The sequence below is a fragment of the Paenibacillus cellulosilyticus genome (assembly GCF_003182255.1).
Lineage (GTDB): Bacteria > Bacillota > Bacilli > Paenibacillales > Paenibacillaceae > Paenibacillus_T > Paenibacillus_T cellulosilyticus.
The window spans coordinates 61,335-81,509 of the sequence record NZ_QGTQ01000029.1; the positions used below are offsets into that span (position 1 = coordinate 61,335).

Annotated in this window: 18 protein-coding genes, 1 rRNA gene and 1 pseudogene; 18 read left to right on the forward strand and 2 right to left on the reverse strand. The window is 51.0% G+C overall.

The features are described from left to right. Positions 1 to 28: 28 nt before the first annotated feature. The 11 genes from trxA to DFQ01_RS24885 all read left to right on the forward strand — a co-directional run bounded on the left by trxA (position 29) and on the right by DFQ01_RS24885 (position 10,313). Entirely contained in the window at positions 29 to 349 is a 321-nt protein-coding gene (gene trxA, locus DFQ01_RS24835; protein ID WP_110046645.1) for a thioredoxin, read from the forward strand. A gap of 272 nt (positions 350 to 621) precedes the next feature. Continuing rightward, positions 622 to 1,659 (forward strand): acyl-CoA dehydrogenase family protein, encoded by a 1,038-nt coding sequence (locus DFQ01_RS24840; protein ID WP_425452437.1) that lies wholly within the window; start codon positions 622 to 624, stop codon positions 1,657 to 1,659. 70 nt (positions 1,660 to 1,729) lie between these two features. Then, on the forward strand, positions 1,730 to 2,908 hold the full coding sequence (locus DFQ01_RS24845; protein ID WP_110046647.1) for an acetyl-CoA C-acetyltransferase: 1,179 nt from the start codon (positions 1,730 to 1,732) through the stop codon (positions 2,906 to 2,908). 34 nt (positions 2,909 to 2,942) lie between these two features. Continuing rightward, positions 2,943 to 3,806, forward strand: a complete 864-nt coding sequence (locus DFQ01_RS24850; protein WP_110046648.1) for a 3-hydroxybutyryl-CoA dehydrogenase — start codon at positions 2,943 to 2,945, stop codon at positions 3,804 to 3,806. Positions 3,807 to 3,863: 57 nt separating this feature from the next. Next, positions 3,864 to 5,003 (forward strand): acyl-CoA dehydrogenase family protein, encoded by a 1,140-nt coding sequence (locus DFQ01_RS24855; RefSeq protein WP_110046649.1) that lies wholly within the window; start codon positions 3,864 to 3,866, stop codon positions 5,001 to 5,003. A 15-nt stretch (positions 5,004 to 5,018) separates the two neighbouring features. Continuing rightward, positions 5,019 to 5,912, forward strand: a complete 894-nt coding sequence (gene prpB / locus DFQ01_RS24860) for a methylisocitrate lyase (protein WP_110046650.1) — start codon at positions 5,019 to 5,021, stop codon at positions 5,910 to 5,912. Further along, positions 5,905 to 7,023 carry a citrate/2-methylcitrate synthase gene (locus DFQ01_RS24865; RefSeq protein ID WP_110046651.1) on the forward strand — a complete coding sequence of 373 codons (1,119 nt, stop codon included), beginning with the start codon at positions 5,905 to 5,907 and terminating at the stop codon, positions 7,021 to 7,023. Before prpB ends, DFQ01_RS24865 begins: the two co-directional genes overlap by 8 nt. A gap of 4 nt (positions 7,024 to 7,027) precedes the next feature. Further along, entirely contained in the window at positions 7,028 to 8,482 is a 1,455-nt protein-coding gene (locus DFQ01_RS24870; protein ID WP_110046652.1) for a bifunctional 2-methylcitrate dehydratase/aconitate hydratase, read from the forward strand. A gap of 135 nt (positions 8,483 to 8,617) precedes the next feature. After that, complete coding sequence (locus DFQ01_RS24875) at positions 8,618 to 9,175, forward strand: NUDIX domain-containing protein (protein ID WP_110046653.1); 558 nt, start codon at positions 8,618 to 8,620, stop codon at positions 9,173 to 9,175. 144 nt (positions 9,176 to 9,319) lie between these two features. Next, a complete protein-coding gene (locus DFQ01_RS24880) occupies positions 9,320 to 9,820 on the forward strand; it encodes a GNAT family N-acetyltransferase (RefSeq protein WP_174812700.1) in 501 nt (166 codons plus the stop codon). Between the two features lie 16 nt (positions 9,821 to 9,836). Beyond that, positions 9,837 to 10,313 carry a DinB family protein gene (locus tag DFQ01_RS24885; RefSeq protein WP_174812699.1) on the forward strand — a complete coding sequence of 159 codons (477 nt, stop codon included), beginning with the start codon at positions 9,837 to 9,839 and terminating at the stop codon, positions 10,311 to 10,313. Between the two features lie 86 nt (positions 10,314 to 10,399). Here the strand turns inward: DFQ01_RS24885 and DFQ01_RS24890 are convergent, their stop codons facing one another. Beyond that, positions 10,400 to 10,870, reverse strand: a complete 471-nt coding sequence (locus DFQ01_RS24890) for a hypothetical protein (protein WP_110046656.1) — start codon at positions 10,868 to 10,870, stop codon at positions 10,400 to 10,402. A 97-nt stretch (positions 10,871 to 10,967) separates the two neighbouring features. Then, positions 10,968 to 11,081 (reverse strand): annotated as a pseudogene (locus DFQ01_RS31760) (hypothetical protein); the annotation flags it as partial. A 222-nt stretch (positions 11,082 to 11,303) separates the two neighbouring features. Between DFQ01_RS31760 and DFQ01_RS24895 the strand changes: the two are divergent. From DFQ01_RS24895 to DFQ01_RS24925, 7 genes are all read left to right on the forward strand, one after another. Further along, a complete protein-coding gene (locus tag DFQ01_RS24895) occupies positions 11,304 to 12,215 on the forward strand; it encodes an NAD-dependent epimerase/dehydratase family protein (protein WP_110046657.1) in 912 nt (303 codons plus the stop codon). Between the two features lie 135 nt (positions 12,216 to 12,350). After that, positions 12,351 to 13,277 carry a hypothetical protein gene (locus tag DFQ01_RS24900; protein WP_110046658.1) on the forward strand — a complete coding sequence of 309 codons (927 nt, stop codon included), beginning with the start codon at positions 12,351 to 12,353 and terminating at the stop codon, positions 13,275 to 13,277. A gap of 8 nt (positions 13,278 to 13,285) precedes the next feature. Then, entirely contained in the window at positions 13,286 to 16,198 is a 2,913-nt protein-coding gene (uvrA, locus tag DFQ01_RS24905; protein ID WP_110046659.1) for an excinuclease ABC subunit UvrA, read from the forward strand. A gap of 124 nt (positions 16,199 to 16,322) precedes the next feature. Continuing rightward, positions 16,323 to 17,147, forward strand: a complete 825-nt coding sequence (locus tag DFQ01_RS24910) for an AAC(3) family N-acetyltransferase (RefSeq protein WP_110046660.1) — start codon at positions 16,323 to 16,325, stop codon at positions 17,145 to 17,147. A 136-nt stretch (positions 17,148 to 17,283) separates the two neighbouring features. Beyond that, the gene (locus tag DFQ01_RS24915) at positions 17,284 to 18,003 is read left to right on the forward strand and encodes a formylglycine-generating enzyme family protein (RefSeq protein WP_110046669.1); all 720 of its coding nucleotides are present in this window, start codon (positions 17,284 to 17,286) and stop codon (positions 18,001 to 18,003) included. 235 nt (positions 18,004 to 18,238) lie between these two features. Beyond that, the gene (locus DFQ01_RS24920) at positions 18,239 to 19,477 is read left to right on the forward strand and encodes a carbohydrate-binding domain-containing protein (RefSeq protein WP_217490338.1); all 1,239 of its coding nucleotides are present in this window, start codon (positions 18,239 to 18,241) and stop codon (positions 19,475 to 19,477) included. 457 nt (positions 19,478 to 19,934) lie between these two features. After that, positions 19,935 to 20,175 (forward strand): 16S ribosomal RNA (locus DFQ01_RS24925); the annotation flags it as partial.

Below are 20,175 nucleotides of genomic sequence, written 5' to 3' on the forward strand. Positions count from 1 at the left end.
ATTTTTGATTTTTAAGGAGGCATTGTCAATGGGTGCTGCTGCATTAACGAGTCAAAGCTTTATAAGATCGATTCAATCTGGTGTATGTTTGGTCGATTTTTGGGCAGTATGGTGCGGCCCATGTAAAATTCAGCTTCCGATCGTGAATGAGCTGGCAGATGAGTTGAAGGGTAAAGTGTCGATCTTTACAGTCAATGTTGATGCAGAGAGAGAATTGGCTTCAAAATATGGCATTCGAAGCCTTCCAACTTTATTACTATTCAAAGATGGCAAAGTGATGGATCAATTTGTTGGTCTGAGACAAAAATCTGAACTGAAAAGTAAAGTTATGAAGCTCGCAAGCAAATAAATCGCTACAATCGACAATCGATTTCCATGCTAATCGAGTCACCTAAGCAATACTGGAGTGCAGCATCCTGAAGAGAGCCCCTCATGGGCTCTTTTTTCATTTTCTCACCAGCGATACGCCTGTTATGTCGGACAAATTGTTGCTCATATACATGGGTATCCACGGATACCGTCCGGTCTTGTCCGCTGCGCGAGGGGAAGAGATGGATGGTGCTGCGAGAGCCTCGTCGGGGAGGGAGGGGCATGCGTTTCGAACTGCCGGAAGAGCTGGAGATGCTGCGGTCGGTCGTAAGTGATTTTGCGCAATCAGAGGTCGCTCCTGGCGCGATTGAACGGGATGCTGCTGAACGGTTTGATCGGTCGTTGTTTAATCAAATGGCGGAGCTTGGGTTGACGGGTGTCCCTATCCCTGAAACATACGGAGGGGCAGACGTCGGTTGGCTGGCCTATGTCATTGTGTTGGAGGAGCTGTCGAAAGTGTGTGCATCGACCGCATCTGTGTTGAGTGCGCATACGGCAGGTGCAGTCTGGCCGTTATATCGGTACGGAGACGAAGCGGTACGAACGGAGCTGCTTGCTTCACTTACATCGGGCAATAAGCTTGCGGGTGCAGGATTATCGAATTCACGAACAGCATCGCTATTGGGAACGCATCCACTCGTATTGAACGCGGGAATAGCGGACGGTTATCTATGCATCACAAACCACACCAGCAATGAACAACGAGAGCCAATTGCGGTTTGGTTGAAAAATGATGCTATCGAACCCTCTCTCAGCGCCGCAATAAGCAAGCTTGGTCTGGGAGCTTTCCCGACAGGGGAACTGACCTTGGCAATCCCTATTTCATCCTCGGCAGCAAAAGTGATTGCACAAGGCAGACGCGTTCGCAGTCTGCTGCGAGAAACTAGAACCCTGTTTGCTTTAAGCTCAGCCGCTCAATCCGTTGGCATCGCACAAGGCGCATTGGATGCCGCGGCCAGCTATGCGAAGTCGCGCAAACAATTCGGCACAATGATCGGCAAGCAGCAGGGCATTATGTTCAAGCTCTCCGACATGTCGATTGCAGTGGAAGCGTCGCGGCTGCTCGTTCGTCAGGCGGCTTGGCTGCTGGACGAAGGGGCGAAGGATGCAGCCACTCAAGTCCAGTTAGCCCGGACGTATGCAGCGCGATCGGCGACAATGGCAGCAAGAGAGGCGGTACAAATTCACGGCGGCTGCGGCTACATGGAGGAATACCAAGTGGAACGGATGCTCCGCGATGCGATGACGCTGGAGACAGCTGTCGGTATCGGCGGACTAGTGGAGCGTTAAGGATAGAATCACATCAACTCGTTCAACTCGCGTTCATCATCCATTGCGAACAACGTGAGGAGGGAGCAACCTGCGCGGAGCAGTCATTGTAAGCGGAGCACGGACGGCATTCGGCAAGTTTGGCGGCATGTATCGAAATATAAAAGCATCAGACCTTGGCGCTGCTGCGCTGCGCGGTGCAATTGAACGCAGCGGTGTTGCACCAACGCAAGTGGAGCAGGTCATCATGGGCATGGCGATTCAAGCCGGCACCGGTCAGATCCCGTCCCGGCAAGCTTCGATTGCAGCAGGGCTGCCCGGCAGCGTGCCCTCTGAAACGATTAATAAAGTATGCGCATCCGGCATGCGGGCAATAGCACTTGCGGAGCAATGCATCCGTGTAGGTGATGGTGACATTATCGCCGCAGGTGGCATGGAGAGTATGACGAGCGCACCATTTGCCGTACATTCTGCGAGGTGGGGCATACGGATGGGCAACTCGGAGATGACGGATCTGATGATGCACGATGGGCTTCTTTGTGCATTCGAAGGCGTTCCGATGGCGGCGCACGGAGATCATACGGCTTCGCTATACGGCATTACGCGCGAAGAGCAGGACGAGTGGGCGCTTCGCAGCCATTCGCAAGCCGTATCTGCCCTGTGGCAGGGGCGGCTCGCCGAAGAGATAGTGCCAGTCACGACAGAGACGGGTGCTGTTGATACCGACGAATGCCCGCGACCGGATACGAGTGCGGCGAAGCTCGCCAAGCTGCGGCCAATTACTCTGGCGAACCAAACGAACGGAACGATCACGGCAGGCAATGCGCCAGGCGTGAATGACGGGGCGGCAGCTCTGCTGCTCATGTCGGAAAAGGCGGCGAACAACGGCGGTCATGTTCCTCTCGCCTCTATCATAGGGCATGTTTCGGTAAGCATGGCGCCGAATGAGCTGGCGGAAGCACCTGCTCGCGCTATCCGCAAATTGCTGCAGCAGACAGGTGTGTCGCTGGCAGACATTGACCTGTTTGAAGTGAATGAAGCATTTGCGGTCGTCGTGCTTACATGCGGAAGGCTGCTTAATTGGGACGCAAGCAAAGTGAATGTGAACGGCGGCGCGATTGCCATCGGACATCCGCTTGGTGCGAGCGGTGCGCGAATCGTCCTCACGCTTGCCTATGAGTTGAGAAGACGAGGCGGCGGACTTGGAATCGCAGCGATTTGCAGCGGTGGTGGTCAAGGCGACGCTATGTTAATTCGAGTAGACGGATGAAGAAGCCAGGCGAGGCGAGGTGAAACGAAATCCCATGCCAATCCAGAACACAGTCGTTATCGGGGCAGGGCAGATGGGAAGCGGGATCGCACAGACACTGCTTCAGAGTGGCTACAGTGTCGCACTTGTCGACATTGTGGATGCCGCGCTCGAGCGAGGACGCAGTTCCATTGAATCGGGATTAACCCGACTTGTTACCAAGGGTCGATTGACCGACGCAACACGCGAGGAAGCTTTACGGCGTCTTACCCTCTCAACCGATCTGCCTTACGCGGTACGTGACAGCGACATCGTCATTGAGGCAGCGCCGGAGCATATAGCGACGAAGCAGGCGACGTTCGCGAAGCTAGATGCCAGCTGTCCGTCGCATACGATTCTAGCAACGAATACATCCTCGCTGCCGATTACATCGATTGCATCGGTCACGAAGCGGGCGGACCGCGTAATCGGAATGCATTTTATGAACCCGGTGCCGATCATGCCATTGGTGGAGATTATTCGCGGACTTGCAACCTCAGATGAGACATGCGAGGCGGTTCGGTCATTAACAGCATCACTTGGCAAAACAGCGGTCGAAGTGCGAGACTTCCCCGGCTTCGTGTCCAATCGTGTGCTGATGCCGATGATCAATGAGGCGATCTACGCCGTGTATGAGGGGATAGCGACGCCGGAAGCGGTCGATACGGTCATGAAGCTCGGAATGAATCATCCGATGGGGCCGCTGACGCTGGCTGATTTTATCGGGCTTGATACGTGCTTGGCGATATTGGAGACGCTTCATGAAGGCTTCGGAGACAGCAAATACCGTCCATGTCCGCTGCTGCGGCAATATGTGCAGGCGGGGTGGCTCGGACGGAAGAGCGGGCGTGGATTTTACAACTATGAGCATGAGCAATAGCGATCAGCTTTAGGCATAAGCAGAGGCTGGCATCAAGCAGCGAGAGGGGGATCAGCGATGGACCTCCGATGGACAGCAGAGCAGGAAGCCATGCGAGACAAAGTCAGACGGTTCGCACAGACAGAAGTAGCAGACGTTATTCCGCAGTTGGAGAGGGACGATGAGCAGGCTTTCCCGATACACCTAGTCACGCGCATGGCGGAGCTGGGTTTAATGGGCATTCCGATCGCGCAGGAATGGAGCGGAGCGGGCGCCGATTTCATTTCGTATATTATCGCCATCCATGAGCTATCCAGAGTAAGCGCGACGCTTGGCGTCATTTTGTCCGTACACACGTCGGTCGGCACCTTGCCGATCGTTAAGCATGGGACGGAGGAACAGCGGCGTCAGTATGTTAGCAAACTTGCATCCGGACAGTGGCTGGGCGCCTTCGCTTTGACTGAGCCGCAGGCGGGTTCAGATGCAGCATCGATTCGTACGAGTGCAACGCGCGATGGCGATGGTTATCGATTGGACGGGTCGAAGCTGTTCATTACGAACGCAGGGGCCGCGAACGTATATCTTACATTTGCCGTGACCGATCCGAACCGTGGAACGCGTGGGATCAGCGCTTTTCTTGTCGGACGGGATACCCCAGGATTTCATATCGGTCGGCGCGAGCGCAAAATGGGGCTGCACGGCTCCAGCACGTGCGAGCTGCTGTATGACGGGGTGCAACTGTCGGCGGATCAGCGGCTTGGCGGCGAAGGAGAAGGCTTCACGATTGCGATGGGCGCGCTGGATGGCGGGCGCATCGGCATTGGCGCGCAGGCGCTTGGCATCGCGGAGTCAGCGCTGCAGCTGCTTACCGCAGCGCTGACGAAGAGAGGCGCGAAGCGCCCTGCGCCGCCGCCAGCAGCGCGAGCGGCGCATGCTGAGCTGGCCGCGCGCGTCGAAGCGGCGCGGCTGCTCGTGTACCGCGCCGCTGCGCTTCGCCAGCAGGGACGCAGTTGTACGAAGGAAGCGTCAATGGCGAAGCTGTTCGCTTCCGATACAGCAGTGGAAGCCGCCTCCGCGGCCGTGCGGTGGTGCGGCGAGCAAGGATACGCGAAGGAGTATGCGGCAGAGCGGCTTTTTCGCGATGCGAAGGTTACACAGATTTATGAGGGCACGAATGAAATTCATCGGATCGTCATCAGCAATCAGCTTTTACGTTGAAGGTGGTGAGCTTCCATGCGAGCATCCCCCGGTCTACGCTTCCGTGAAGCCGTTGAAGCCGAACAGCCGCTGCAGCTGCCGGGCGTCATTAACGCTTATTGTGCGATGCTGGCGGCAAGCGCCGGATTTCGCGCGTTGTACGTATCCGGTGCGGGCGTTGCGAATGCATCGTTTGGCGTACCGGATCTAGGTATCACGACGTTGAATGATGTTGTCGAAGACGTCAGTCGCATCACGAGCGCGGTGGAGCTGCCTGTTCTCGTCGATGCCGATACCGGCTTCGGCAGTGCATTCCAGATCGCGCGTACGATCAAACAGTTGACGCGTGCTGGTGCGGCTGGCGTCCATATTGAAGACCAAGTGTCGGCTAAGCGGTGCGGCCATCGGCCGAACAAAGCGATCGTGAGTCAGGACGAAATGGTGGACCGTATCCGGGCCGCCGTAGATGCCCGTGAGGATGAGAACTTCGTCATTATGGCGCGCACGGATGCCATTGCAGTGGAAGGATTAGAGGCGGCGATACAACGGGCACAAGCTTGTGTCGAAGCAGGCGCAGATATGATTTTCCCAGAGGCGGTCGATCGGCTGGAGGTGTACCAAATATTCGCGGAAGCGGTGAAGGTGCCGGTGCTCGCCAACTTGACCGAGTTCGGTAAGACACCGCTGTTTACCCTGGAAGAACTTCGTACTGCTGGTGTCGGGCTTGCGCTCTACCCGTTATCTGCGTTCCGTGCGATGAGCGCGGCGGCGCTTCACGTATTCCAAACCATTCGGCAGGATGGGACGCAGCAGCGAGCGGTACAGCAGATGCAGACGAGGTCAGAGCTGTATGATCACTTGAATTATCTCGAGTTTGAGCAGCGGCTGGATCGATTGTTTGGGGCAGAAAGGGGCGAGCCTAATGGCTGACAAAAGAACAGGTGGCCTTGTTGACATCATCGCCGGTCAGACGGCAATCTCAACGGTTGGGAAGAAAGGGCGGGACTTGACGTATCGGGGATATTCCATTCATGAACTGGCCCGACTGTGCTCCTTCGAGGAGACGTCGTTCTTATTGCTGTACGGCAAGCTGCCGAATGAGGAAGAGCTGTCGGACTACCGCAGCAGGCTAATCGAGCGTCGCAGGCTGCCCGCAGCCTTATACACGATTCTGGAGCAGCTGCCAGCGGACTCGCATCCGATGGATGTATTGCGAACAGGGGTGTCGGCGCTTGCTTCCTTCGAGCCGGAGGGCTATGAACGAGGTGCGACAGCAGTCGCTGAGCGGCTCCTTGCATGCAGCTCCTCGATTCTGCTCTATTGGCTTCATTATCATCGAAGCGGCATTCGGATTGATACACGGACGGAAGACGGGATCGCAGAGCATTTTCTTATGCTACTGCATGGCCGGAAGCCCGATCCGATGCACACGAAGGCGCTCGATGTCTCGCTTACGCTGTATGCCGAGCATGAGTTCAATGCGTCGACGTTTGCGGCACGCGTGACGACATCGACGATGTCCGATTTCTATTCGGCAGTGACGACGGGAATTGGAACGCTGCGCGGCAATTTGCACGGGGGAGCCAACGAAGCGGCGATGGAGCTTATTGAGGCGTTCTCGAATCCTGAAGAGGCAGAGGCGGGCGTCCAGCAGATGCTGCTCCAGAAGCGCCGCATTATGGGTTTTGGCCATCGCGTCTACACCGTATCCGACCCGCGTTCTGATATTATCAAAGCCATTTCGTGTAAGCTTGCCGAGCATGCCGACGATTGGAACTTGTACGATATTTCCGAGCGAATTGAATTGGTCATGATGCGCAAAAAGAAGCTGTTCCCGAACCTCGACTTCTACAGCGCATCCGCGTATCGCATGCTTGGTATACCGACGAATTTGTTCACACCGTTGTTCGTCGTTTCCCGTCTAAGCGGCTGGTCGGCGCATATTATCGAGCAGCGAGATGCGAATCGGCTCATTCGGCCGAACGCGGAATACACCGGACCGGATCGTCAAGCTTGGGTACCGCTGCATGAGCGTGGGTGACGCGATGTCGTCCTCTTATATTCGGAGCCGGCAGGAGCCGGACTCGCTTCTCGTGCAGCTTGCCGATTACGCCAGCGATGCGAGCGATAGCCATCTTAGCGATGAAGCGTTTGAAACCGCTCGATATTGTCTGATGGATACGCTTGGCTGCGGGCTTCTGGCTCTGAACTATCCCGCTTGTACGAAATTGCTTGGTCCGATCGTTCCGGGTACGATTGTCCCGAATGGAGCACGCGTCCCTGGCACTTCATATGTGCTTGATCCTGTGACCGCTGCATTCAACATCGGTTGTATGATCCGTTGGCTTGATTACAATGACACATGGCTAGCTGCGGAATGGGGGCATCCGTCGGATAATCTCGGCGGCATTCTCGCGGTCGCCGATTACATCAGCCGTGTACGCATGGCGAACGGTCAAACGCCTTACACCGTACGCGATGTGCTCACGGCGATGATTCAAGCGCATGAAATTCAAGGCGTGCTTGCGCTGGACAACAGCTTCAACCGGGTTGGTCTTGATCATGTGCTGCTGGTCAAAATCGCTTCAACCGCCGTTGTCACCCGTCTTCTAGGAGGGACGCGTGACGACATTGTCGCTGCGCTTTCGAATGCTTGGATTGACGGGCATTCTCTGCGGACCTATCGCCATGCGCCGAATACGGGCTCGCGCAAGTCATGGGCAGCGGGCGACGCCACCAGCCGCGCTGTTCGACTAGCCCTGATGACGCTGCAGGGCGAGATGGGGTATCCATCCGCGCTGCGTGCACCTGTGTGGGGATTTCAAGATGTTTTGTATAAAGGCCGTTCCTTATCCTTAAGCCGTGAGCTCGGAAGCTATGTGATGGAGCATGTTCTGTTCAAAATCTGCTACCCTGCCGAATTCCACGCACAGACCGCAGTGGAAGCGGCGATCGTCCTTCATCCGCAGTTGAAGGATCGTATCCATGAAATCGACCATATCGAATTGACGACGCATGAGTCTGCGATTCGAATTATTGATAAGAAGGGACCGCTTCATAATCCGGCTGATCGCGATCATTGTTTGCAATATATGGTCGCGATAGGATTGCTGCATGGTGATCTGACCGCAGATCATTACGAGGATGAAGCTTCGGGAGATCCACGCATTGATTTCCTCCGCGATCGGATGTCGGTAATCGAGGAGCCGCGCTATTCCGCTGATTATATGGATGCGAATAAGCGCTCGATTGCGAACGCGGTGCAAGTGTGGTTTACCGACGGCACAGGGACGGAGCGAATTGAGGTCGAATATCCGCCAGGGCATCGGCGAAGACGTGCGGAAGGAACACCGTTGCTGTGGCGCAAGTTCGAGACGAACCTGCGCAGCCGATTGGCGGAGGATAAGGCGAAGCCGATCCTGCAACTGTTCGAAGCGCCCGAGGCACTCGAGGCGATGCCGGTTCCGCAGTTCGTCGACTTATGGGTCAGCACAACGTAGAAGGTTAGCGAGTGAGGCCGCGGAAGCGGCCTTATTTTTCGTAGGGGAGGGTGGCACGATCGTCTCAGACAAGCTATCATAGGGAAATACAAAACGACTCGTTTACGAGACAAGTCGATAGGGGTGGATGAACTGATGGCGATCAATTATTGTGTGGAGTGCGGCCATCCGATGGAAACGCGTGTCATGGACGGCGTGGAGCGGCGGGCATGCTCGTCGGAAGCGTGCAATTATGTACACTGGGGCAGCTACAGCATCGGCGTTGGCGCATTGGTGATGCGGGATGACCGCGTGCTGCTCGTTCGCAGAGCGCAGGAACCGGGCAAGGGGAACTGGACGAATCCAGGCGGTTATATCGAACAGCTGGAGCCGATCGAAGAGACGGTCGTTCGCGAGGTACGCGAGGAAACGGGTGTCGATGCTCGCGTAATCAGCATTGTGGCGCTGAGAGATCTGCCTCGTGCGGCGGTTCATAACGTATACATTGCATACGAAATGGAATATGTCGGCGGCGAACCGATCCCGGATGGGGTAGAGGTGGATGCGGCGGGCTTCTTTACATTAGAGGAGCTGAAGTCGATGCAGGTTGCGACGTTTACCCAATGGCTGCTCGATGTGGCCGTACGCAATCCGGAAGGTGCGGGACTTCGCAAGGATGAGAATCCGGCGGCGAATGGATATTTCCGAACATAGTTTTAAGTATGAACTAATGTAATCGAGGAGAGGCGTTCCGTGGACTGGGACGTCTCTTTCTTTCTTTCTTTCTTTCTTTCGCGTTCATTAGTGGAACCTATTATTGTATACTCGATCTAGATCATATTCGAAGGAAGTGATAGTGTGGCAGTTTCATTAGAGCGTATTTCATTGGATGGTCTGGATACGTTAAAGAATCTGTTCGAGCTTGTTGCTTATGATCTGTCTGAATGGAGCGGGGCGAACATCAACGACAATGGCTTGTACCTCACTAGTCTTGATGTTCGGAGTTTGGTTGATGATTCGGATTACGATCTTTTTTTTGTTCGAGTGGATGCAGTGTTAGCTGGGTTCGTTGTCGTTAAGTATTTACGCGAGGAAGATCTCTATTATTTGAATCATTTCTTCATTCTGAGGAAGTTTAGGAGACAAGGCGTGGGCAAGGAAGCGGCTATCATGGTTTTTGACTTACATATAGGGAAATGGAGAGTTAGTGAGTTTGAATGGAACACGCCTGCACAGCACTTCTGGATCAAAGTGATACGGGATTATACCATGGATCAGTTCGTTGAAACGAGACGGAAGGATAATAAAGGACCTGCACAGGAATTTATGAATGTTCATTTGCAAGTCAATCACTCATAGATCGGAAGGGTTGTTCATGACTAGCAGAGCACAACTTATGGATGAATTTGCATATCTTCTCACATTCGTTGATTCATTGCGGCAATTGGATGATGCAGGATGGACAGCGCCACTCGCGGCGGGTAAGTGGTCGACACGGGATGTCGTTGCGCACATCATGTTATGGGACAAGTATTTTCTAGAGGAAGCGATTGCGCCAATAGCAGCCCATCATCCGCTAACGCTCAAACATTTGGACTTCGACGCGTTCAATCGTAACGCTGTGGAATATGCGAAGACGAAGGATAAGACTGCGCTCATCGAGCTGACGATTCGTTATCGAGGTGAAATTTTGGAGCGCTTGCGCACCTTATCAGACGAGGAATGGGTAGAAGTGCACCAAGATGGAGACGGGCATCCGTTCGCCGTCGATCATTATGTACCGGATTTCATTGCGCATGATGGGCATCATATCAAACAGCTTCAAGCATTCTTACATACCTATTCAGCGTAAAAAAAGGGACAGCCGTGGCGATTTAGCTCACGCTGTCCCTTTTTGCTCCTACCAACAAGCATGAAGCTTGCCTCCGATGATCCCAATTACATTCCAATAATAGCTGTTTTGATCATTTCGTCATATTCTTTCTTCTCGTCTGTGCCCTTGAAATGGATCACGATAATATTCTTGTTCGCAAACACGCTAGGGGCTGTTGCAAAATTGGCCCGGGCGAGAAGATCGTTTAACGCCTCATGTCCTTCAATACGAGCTTTGTCGGATTCGAACACATAAATGTACACATTCACAAGCGAGGCAACCGAAGAACCGACTTCATCAGCGACATCTCCCATTTTGTATGTATCAATAGCAAACGTCACCGCGTCAACGTCATTTAGCTTTGCGAAAGGTGATGTGCCGCCTTTGGGGTGAATTTGCAGCAGCTGCAGCCCCTGCTTTTCCATTGCTTGCGTTACATCTTCAAGCTTGTACGCAGTGTTCGCTTTCTCTCCGTCCGTGCACCCCGAAATAACGGCGATCATGACAAGGATACCTAGGAGCAATCTCATATTCATTCCACATTCCCCTTTTTATTGCAGATACCTCGTAGACGTAAAATCACGAAGAATGTTACATTTTTATACCTGTAAATAAAAGGGTATTGAGTAAACGCTACATCCTAACGATAACCGATCCGCTTCCGCTCGCTGCAACTCGGCGCTGCTGTTGTTCGATCGAACGAAGAAGCTCGTTATTTTGTTCCATTAATCGTATCAATTGATCCATTGACTTACTAGCTGCTGAAGTAGCAGTGTATCTGCCGTTGCATGACGGGTTAGTGCCTCTGGGGGTGGCGGAAATCCGTTCCATTGGTTGTAATCGTACGCGTTTCATGGGCGAAGCGTTCATAGTGAACAGAATATATGGATTGTGGGGGCAAACATTGAGCCAATATCAATCGATGAGCCATATGATAGAGGATTAGTATAATTAGAGAGGTGGAACGCATTGAAGGCAATCGTAACAGGCGGAGCGGGATTTATCGGATCACATCTGGCAGCTGCCCTATTGTCTAGCGGTGCTCGCGTAACGATTATTGATAACCTTAGTACTGGCCGTCAGAGCAATGTACCTGAGGGAGCGGTGCTGCATGCATTAGATGTCGCATCGGATGAGGCGTATGATCTCATCGTTCACGAACGGCCGGAGGTCGTCTTTCATCTAGCAGGACAAGCGAATGTGCATAAGTCAATGACTGATCCGGTGTATGATGCGAGAACGAATGTACTGGGAACGCTCAACTTATTAACGGCATGCAAGCGAGCTTGTGCAGCCAAGTTTATTTTCTCATCAACTGCTGCGGTTTATGGATCAACCGATCGCGATCGTCTGACCGAGAGTGATCCCGTAAGCCCAGTGTCCTTCTACGCGCTGTCCAAATGGTTCTCTGAACAGTACATCCACTTGTTTGCAGAGCTGAACCAACTGCCGTATACGATTCTACGGTTCTCAAATGTATATGGTCCTAGACAAATGCCGCAAGGTGAGGGTAACGTCATCCCGCTGTTTATGAACCAGCTGCGTCGGGGACAGCCGATTATGATACATGGAGATGGCAATCAGACGCGTGACTTCGTCTACGTAGGCGATGTTGTGAAAGCGCTCCTGTCGGCATCGCTGCTCGGACGAGGCGGCACTTATCACGTCAGCACTGGCCAAAGTATTTCGGTCAACGAGCTGGCTCAGCAATTGATTGCCATTCATGGATCTGATCATCCGATTGTTCATACCGCATCTCGAGCAGGGGATACAGAGCACAGCTGCCTCGATAATCACAAGGCGTCGCAGGAGCTGTTATGGCGGCCGATGACTTCTTTTGATGATGGGTTACGCGAGGCATATGCGTATTTTATGCGGTAAGAAAGCGGTATTCGAAAATTGTAAAATACTTTTATTGCAACACTTCCTATTTTTCGGTGTTCTCTGGTAGAATGTGAGAACAAACATTCGATGGAAGAACTTTCCGTCTCGAACCAGAGGGAGTGAAGGGTGTTCATGAGTGAAGCTTTGCAGCTGAAGTACCGTACAGCGATGGAGACGTTCGTCGAACGAGTGAGTAAGGACAGTCATATCCTTGCAATCTTCATAGGAGGCAGCTTGTCCTACGATCAGGTGTGGGAGAAGTCAGACATCGATGTGCATCTCGTCAGCGATGATGAGAAGCGGGCGTACGCACCGTTTCATCTCGTTGAGGATGGCATTGTGTTCAGCGTGAATCTATTATCGCGTACGCAGTTTCGGAAGACGCTCGAGCGGGTCGTTCAGGGTAGCGCCCTTCATTCCTTTCTATACAAAAGCAAGCTTGTCTATTGTAAAGACGAAGCTGTGCGGGATATCTACGAACGGATGAGCAAGGTCGGAGATCGCGACCGCGAAATCCAACTGTTGATGATTGCTTCTATAGCGATCGTCAATTTAGAAAAAGCAGAGAAATGGATTGCGGTGAAGCATGATCCGACCTATTCATTCGTGTTCATGATGAAGATTGTGGAGCAGCTCGCGCAGATAGAAGTCATTCTGAATCGCGACATTCCAACTCGCGAGGTCATTCATCAGGCGCTTCGATATAATCCTGGCTTCTTCGACTGGATGTATACGGGGCTGGTTCACGGAACGAAGGATGAAGAGTCAATGATGGAAGCGGTTAAGCGAGCGGATGAATATTTGCTGCAGCATAAGGACGAGTTGTTCCGCTTATTGCTCGCGTACTTGAAAGACGAGCAGGATGTGCGATCGTTCTCCGATCTCATGCAAGATATGAAGCAGAAGCATCACATGGAGGACGGGCTGATCGTACATGCGACGGAATGGCTGGCCGAGAAGGGCTTTATCGACAAAGCGTCCTCGCCAGTAAAGCTGACGCCCAAGAGTCGAGTTGAAGTGGACGAGCTCGCTTATTTCATGCTGGATGAGAGGATGTAGACGATAAGATGCATAAATCGATTTCGATCAAAGGTGCGCGGCAGAACAACCTGAAAAACATCTCCGTCGATATACCGCGCGATCAAATTACCGTTATTACGGGCGTCAGCGGCTCTGGTAAATCAACGCTCGCCTTTGATGTCATCTATGGCGAAGGTCAGCGAAGATTTTTGGAATCGCTGTCATCGAGCTATGCGAAGCGTTATATCCCGCAGCTGAAGAAGCCTGATATCGATTACATAACCGGCTTGTCGCCAGTCGTATCCATTGAACAGAAGACTGGGACACCGAATCCTCGTTCCACGGTTGGAACCATGTCTGACATTTACGATTACGTACGCCTTTTGTTCGCAACGGTTGGTACTCCTCATTGTCCGCATTGTCGTGAAGCGCTCGCGGTGAAGACGCCGGCCCAGATCGCCGAGCATATCGTGACGAAGCTGGAAGGGAAGCTTGTTGAGATCTATGCGCCCGTGACCAAGCTTTATGGAGAAGATTACTCCGTCCTGTTCGATGAGATCCGCGAGAAGGGGTACCGACTTTACCGGATTGACGGCGTAATTCATGATGCGAGCAATAACATCGAGCTGGATGAACATACCGAGTATGAAATGAAGGTGTTAGTCGATAAGTTTCTGGTTAGTCGCGAGATCTATAAATCTCTTGTACGGTCCGTCGAGGAAGGATTGAAGATAGGGGAAGGCTTCCTACATATAGCGGTTGACCGTGAAGAGCTAGAGGAGGATGAAGGGGAGGCTTTCTACCGCGACTTCGGCTGTGAGCAGCATCAGTTAGTCGTGGGGGAGCTGCTGCCGCACTACTTCTCTTTCAATGATGCAGATAGTGCATGTCGCACCTGTCTAGGTCTTGGCGTATATAAGTATGCGAAGCCGGAGCTTATGATTGACTATCCGGATCGAAGCATTCGCAGAGGTGCGCTTAGTGAACGTATCTACAAAATGAATAACCCCAAAGCATGGCGCAACATGGTCATCTACAGCATGGCACAGCACTTCGGAGTAGATCTCGACGTATCGCTTCGCGAAATGTCGAAGCGCGATTACGATCTATTGTTTCACGGTACGAAAGGTGAGCGCTTCCCGTTCCTCGGAACAGAGACGAACGATCAGGCACCATGGATTCAGCAGCATGTTGGGAAGATGTTCACGTTCGATGGTATCGTCGGCGATATCGATCGCTGGTACCGGAACTCGCGGAAGAAGCAGGATGTGAAGGGCTACGAGGAAAGCATGTTTAAGAAAGTAATGGTCGAGCATACATGTCCGGAATGCAGTGGTACGAAGCTGAAGCCAGAGCGTCTGCTCGTGACGATTGGCGGCATGACGGTCCACGAAGCTTGTACAATGCCGATTGACGAGCTGCTGCCTCGACTTCATAGTCTTGTGATTCCTGAGCGATTGCAGTCGGTTGGCGTACCGATTCTGCACGAGCTGGCGGGACGGATTAAGCTGCTCATCGATATTGGTATCGGCTATCTGAGCTTGAACCGTCGATCAGACTCAATCTCTGGCGGTGAAGCCCAGCGGATCCGGTTGTCGACTCAGATAGGCTCTGGTCTGATGGGCATGCTGTATGTACTTGACGAGCCGAGCATCGGACTGCATCCACGAGATGGACGTAAAGTGATTGAGACGCTGAAGAAACTTCGTGATACAGGTAACACAGTCATTGTCGTCGAGCATGACGTTGAGACGATTGCAGAGGCCGATCATGTGATTGAGATCGGTCCTGGACCAGGGATTCACGGTGGTAATATCGTCGCACAAGGAACGATTAAGGATTTGAGGAAGCATCCTGACTCATTGACGGGGCAATATCTGAGCGGAAGACGTACCATTCCTTTGCCAGCGAAACGTCGGCAGCCGGACGGACGTGTATTGCGAATTGTCGGAGCGCGGGAGAATACACTGCGCAATATCGACGTTGACATTCCGCTTGGCATGTTCGTCTGCGCGACTGGCGTGTCGGGTTCCGGCAAGAGCAGTCTTATCAATCAAGTGCTCTATAAGAAGCTCGCTAACTTGTTCCAAGATGTTCGCATCATTCCAGGTGCGCATGATTCGCTGGAAGGGTACGAGCTGCTGTCGAACGTCATCAGCATCGACCAGTCACCGATCGGTCGCATGCCTACGTCCAATCCAGCCACATATGTCGGGTTGTTCGATCGTATTCGGACATTATACGCCTCGCTGCCGGAGTCTGTTGAACGTGGATATACGGAAACGCAATTCAGCTTCAATGCTAAAGGTGGAAGGTGTGAGGAGTGCAAAGGATTCGGAACGATTACAACGGCACTTCAATTCATGCCTGACGTTGAGACGGTATGTCCATCGTGCAAAGGTGCGCGTTATACGTCTGAAACACTGGAGATCAAGTACAGAGATAAGACGATCAACGACATATTGAGCATGTCGATAGAGGATGCCGAACCGTTCTTCCAAGACGAGAAGCTCGTTGCACACAAGCTAAACATCTTGAATCAGCTTGGGCTTGGTTACCTGCAGCTGGGACAATCGGCAACGATTATGTCCGGCGGCGAAGCGCAGCGGATCAAGCTAGCAGCGGAACTTGGCAAGATTAAGCGCGGTGCGCATAATCTGTACATTCTCGACGAGCCTACGACGGGTCTTCATCTTGCAGATATCCAGAAGCTGCTCGACTGCCTCAATCGTCTCGTCGATGCGGGGCACACGGTGCTCGTCATTGAGCACAATCTCGATGTGATCAAGGTCGCGGATCATATCATCGATCTTGGGCCAGAAGCGGGACGCGGCGGTGGTCTGGTCGTCGCACAGGGTACCCCAGAGCAAGTAATGGCAGAATCAGCATCGCATACTGGCGCTTGTTTGAAGGCTTATTTACAGGAGCGGGGCGAACTGCACGAAGTGCCTGTTGGATAACGTGAATTAGATGAGGGAGAGCCGCTTGGAGATGGATAAGCGGTTCTCTTTATTTTCAACATCGTTGTAGGTATGTTCGTGGCAATTGGATTCTACATATTGAATGAATATAAGGAGAAGGACAATGAGTGAGAAAGATGTTGTTGATCAGACAAGCTCTCCGATCACGGTAACAAGCCTCGTACATGATCTTCGTCAATTAGGACTTCAACCAGGCGATCAAATTCTTGTTCACTCTTCCTTATCTAGTATGGGCTGGGTGTGCGGTGGAGCACAGGCAGTTATACAAGCACTGCTTGAAGTTGTTGGGGAGGAAGGAACGATAATTATGCCAGCACAGAGCACAGATTGGTCAGATCCTGCCGAATGGGCGCTTCCTCCAGTGCCTAAGGAATGGATCGATATTATTTATCGTGAAATGCCAGCCTTCGACCCTGCAATCACCCCGACAAGGTGCATGGGGCGTATTGCGGAACTATTTCGTACGTATCCCAGGACGATTCGCTCGAATCATCCGCAAGTTTCCTTCTGCGCTAACGGCAAGCATGCGGCCTATCTGATGGCCGGCCATCCGTTAACTCCTCAGTTCGGGAGCGATTCGCCATTGGGCAAGCTATACGAAATCAATGCAAAGGTACTGCTGCTTGGTGTTGACTACGATTCGTGTACAAGCTTCCATCTGGCCGAAACAATGCTAAGCCATATGCCTACGAAGCAAATGGGTACGGCGATGATCGAGAATGGGGAACGCGCGTGGAAGTGGTTTACGGACTATGCCTACGACTCAGATGACTTCATCGCGCTGGGTGAGCAATATGAAGCACAACATCAAGTTAAACAAAGTAAGATTGGTCAAGCTGTTAGTAAAGTGCTAGAGCTCCAACAAGCTATACCTTTCGCAACCGATTGGCTGAAGCAAAACCGGATCTATGAGCAGCAGCTAGACTGAAGGAACGTAAAGTACTGCTCTGGATAGTAACTATCATAGAGAATGACTATAGCCGGTAGACATATTACTGCAGACAAGTTATGTGGAGGTGGTCATATTGACAGTCCGTAACAACGAGCTTTTTCTAAACGATATAATGAAACTGATGGTACCTATAGAAGGCGGAACCATTGAATTACGCGATTATATGAATATGAATAAATGGCTAAGTTCTGATTACACCTTATCCGACCCGGGTAGAGGTAGTAAAAGAACGGTTATTACATGGACTGAAACGATCGAACCCTTCCATGTAATGAAGTATCCGGTAACCCAGCATTTGTATCATTCCGTCATGTATGACCAAGAAGTAGAACCAATCATGAATACCCTGCCAATTACGGAAGTTTCGTGGCTAGACTCGATTGTCTTCTGTAATGAATTGTCCAGATTGTTTGGCCGAACCGAATGCTACACAATCACAAAAGAAAGTAAGAACACGATATTTAACGCCAAAACGAATGGTTTTCGATTATTATCAGACGCCGAATGGCAGTATGCATGCAAAGCGGGAACGAAGGGCTATCGGTACGATGAAATCGATAAGATCGCATGGTATCAAGAAAACGCCAATGGATCCGTTCAACAAGTCGGAACACGGCTTCCTAATCCATGGGGGCTTTACGATATGATCGGAAATGTCTGGGAATGGTGTTGGGATCTCTATGATATTGAACGATATGGAGACTATAGAGTGTTCCGGGGTGGCAGTTGGGCCGAGGTTGCCAACAATTGTGGTTCCACGGTTAGAAGGAAAAGCATGCCCGATTTCAAGATAGATGATCTCGGCTTTAGAGTAGCAATTACACAACCATGATAACGAAGGACAAGATCCTTTGAAATGCATATGAACATTGGTTTACGTTCCTTCCTCAGACGGATAAGTCTGAGTTTTTTTGTTTTGGAGCTACCTTTTCTTTTGGAATGGAACATTTGATTCACGATTTAAGTTTGATTTAAGTGAACTGCATTAGGATTTAATTAAGCCCTTGAGGCGGTAATGCTTTCATAAAAAACAGAAGATAGATTGACTATACGAGGAGTGTTCACTTATGAAATCGAAAAAGATGAAAAAACTAAGCGCCATTACGCTGGCGGCATTACTCACAGTAGCCGTTGTGGGATGCTCGAAGGCAGAGGTTAACACCGATACTTCTACTGCAACATCTCAAACAACAACAAATACGACCGTGTCGTCAAACGAAACGTCGGCAGCAGCAGTTGAAACCGCCTCCCTTGACACATCGGAATTATTCAGTGATCGTGATTTGGAACAGACGGCAGATCTAACAGCTGCCACACAGATTAATTTAGAAAGCGAACAAGATGTTACGCTAGATAAAGAAGGCGTATACGTCTTAAGTGGTGAAGTAGAGAATGTGACAGTAGTCGTTGATGCTCCAGAGGATGCCAAAGTTCAAGTTGTCCTTGATGGCGTAAGTATTACGAATGAAGATGCACCTGCTATTTATGTAAAAGAGGCGGATAAAGTATTCGTTACATCTACTGCTGACAGTGAGAACTATATGGAGGTTTCCGGAAGCTATGCTGCGGATGGTGATACTAACCTGGATGCTGTTATTTTCTCTAGAGCAGATTTGACCCTGAATGGAACTGGAAGTTTAGACATCGTATCTACTGAAGGGAATGGTATTTCTTCTAAGGATGATCTCAAAATTACAGGAGGAGAATATACGATTAAGTCATCTACAGATTCTCTTGAGGCCAATGATGCTATTTTGATCAGTGATGGAACGATTACAATCGATTCTGGTAAAGATGCGCTGAATAGCAAGAACGATGAGGATACTACTCGTGGTTATATCTATATCAAAGGCGGGACATTGAATATTAAGGCAGCCGATGATGCTATTCGCGGCAACAGCTTCGTTCAAATTGATGGCGGCACGATCAATATAGAGAGCTGTGAGGAAGGCATCGAGGCAAACTCTATTAAGATCAATGATGGTCAGATTAAGATGTATGCCAACAATGATGGCATCAATGCCTCGCAAAAAATTGATTCCGATGTCGTAATTGAAGTCAATGGCGGTACTATTGATGTCAGTATGGCCAGCGGTGATACGGATGCATTTGATTCAAATGGTGATATTTATATTAATGGCGGAACGATTAATGTTGAAGCAGTTTCTGCCTTTGACGCGGATGGTACAGCGCAGTTGAATGGTGGCGATGTTACAGTCAATGGAGAGAAGATCACTGAAATTACCCAATCACATGGAGGTGGAGGTCCAGGCGGTGCAGGTGGTGGTAAAGGAATGCGTCAATAAGTCATTGCTAGGCTATAATAAGAAAAGTGGAGAAAGAGAATAGATTCATGGAGAAAAAATGGTTGTCATTCGACAGCCGTTTTTTCGTTCTTGTAGCCGTATTTCTGAGCTTTGATGTTATTATTCTTTGAATAAATCAATATAAATGATAAAAAGTAGTTGCAATATATGAACCGATCGTGATATATTCTAATTCCGGCCGAGAGATACGACGCCGATAAGCTTAATAGAATCGAGATTGAAGAAAACATCTTCAATATATGATTCAAAAAAAGCTTGCACGACACGCGGCCACATGATATGATAGTGAACGTTGTCGAAACAAAACAAAAGAAATTATTGACACACTGATTAACATCTGGTAAGATGTAAAAGTTGTCGAAATTGTTCTTTGAAAACTGAACAACGAGCGAAACTGTCAGTTTAAATGTTTTAAATGAGCTAAACAAGCACTTCTTTTATGGAGAGTTTGATCCTGGCTCAGGACGAACGCTGGCGGCGTGCCTAATACATGCAAGTCGAGCGGAGTTGATGAGGTGCTTGCACCTCTGACGCTTAGCGGCGGACGGGTGAGTAACACGTAGGCAACCTGCCTGCAGGACCGGGATAACATTCGGAAACGAATGCTAATACCGGATACGCGATTTCCTCGCATGAGGAGATCGGGAAAGACGGAGCAATCTGTCACCTGTAGATGG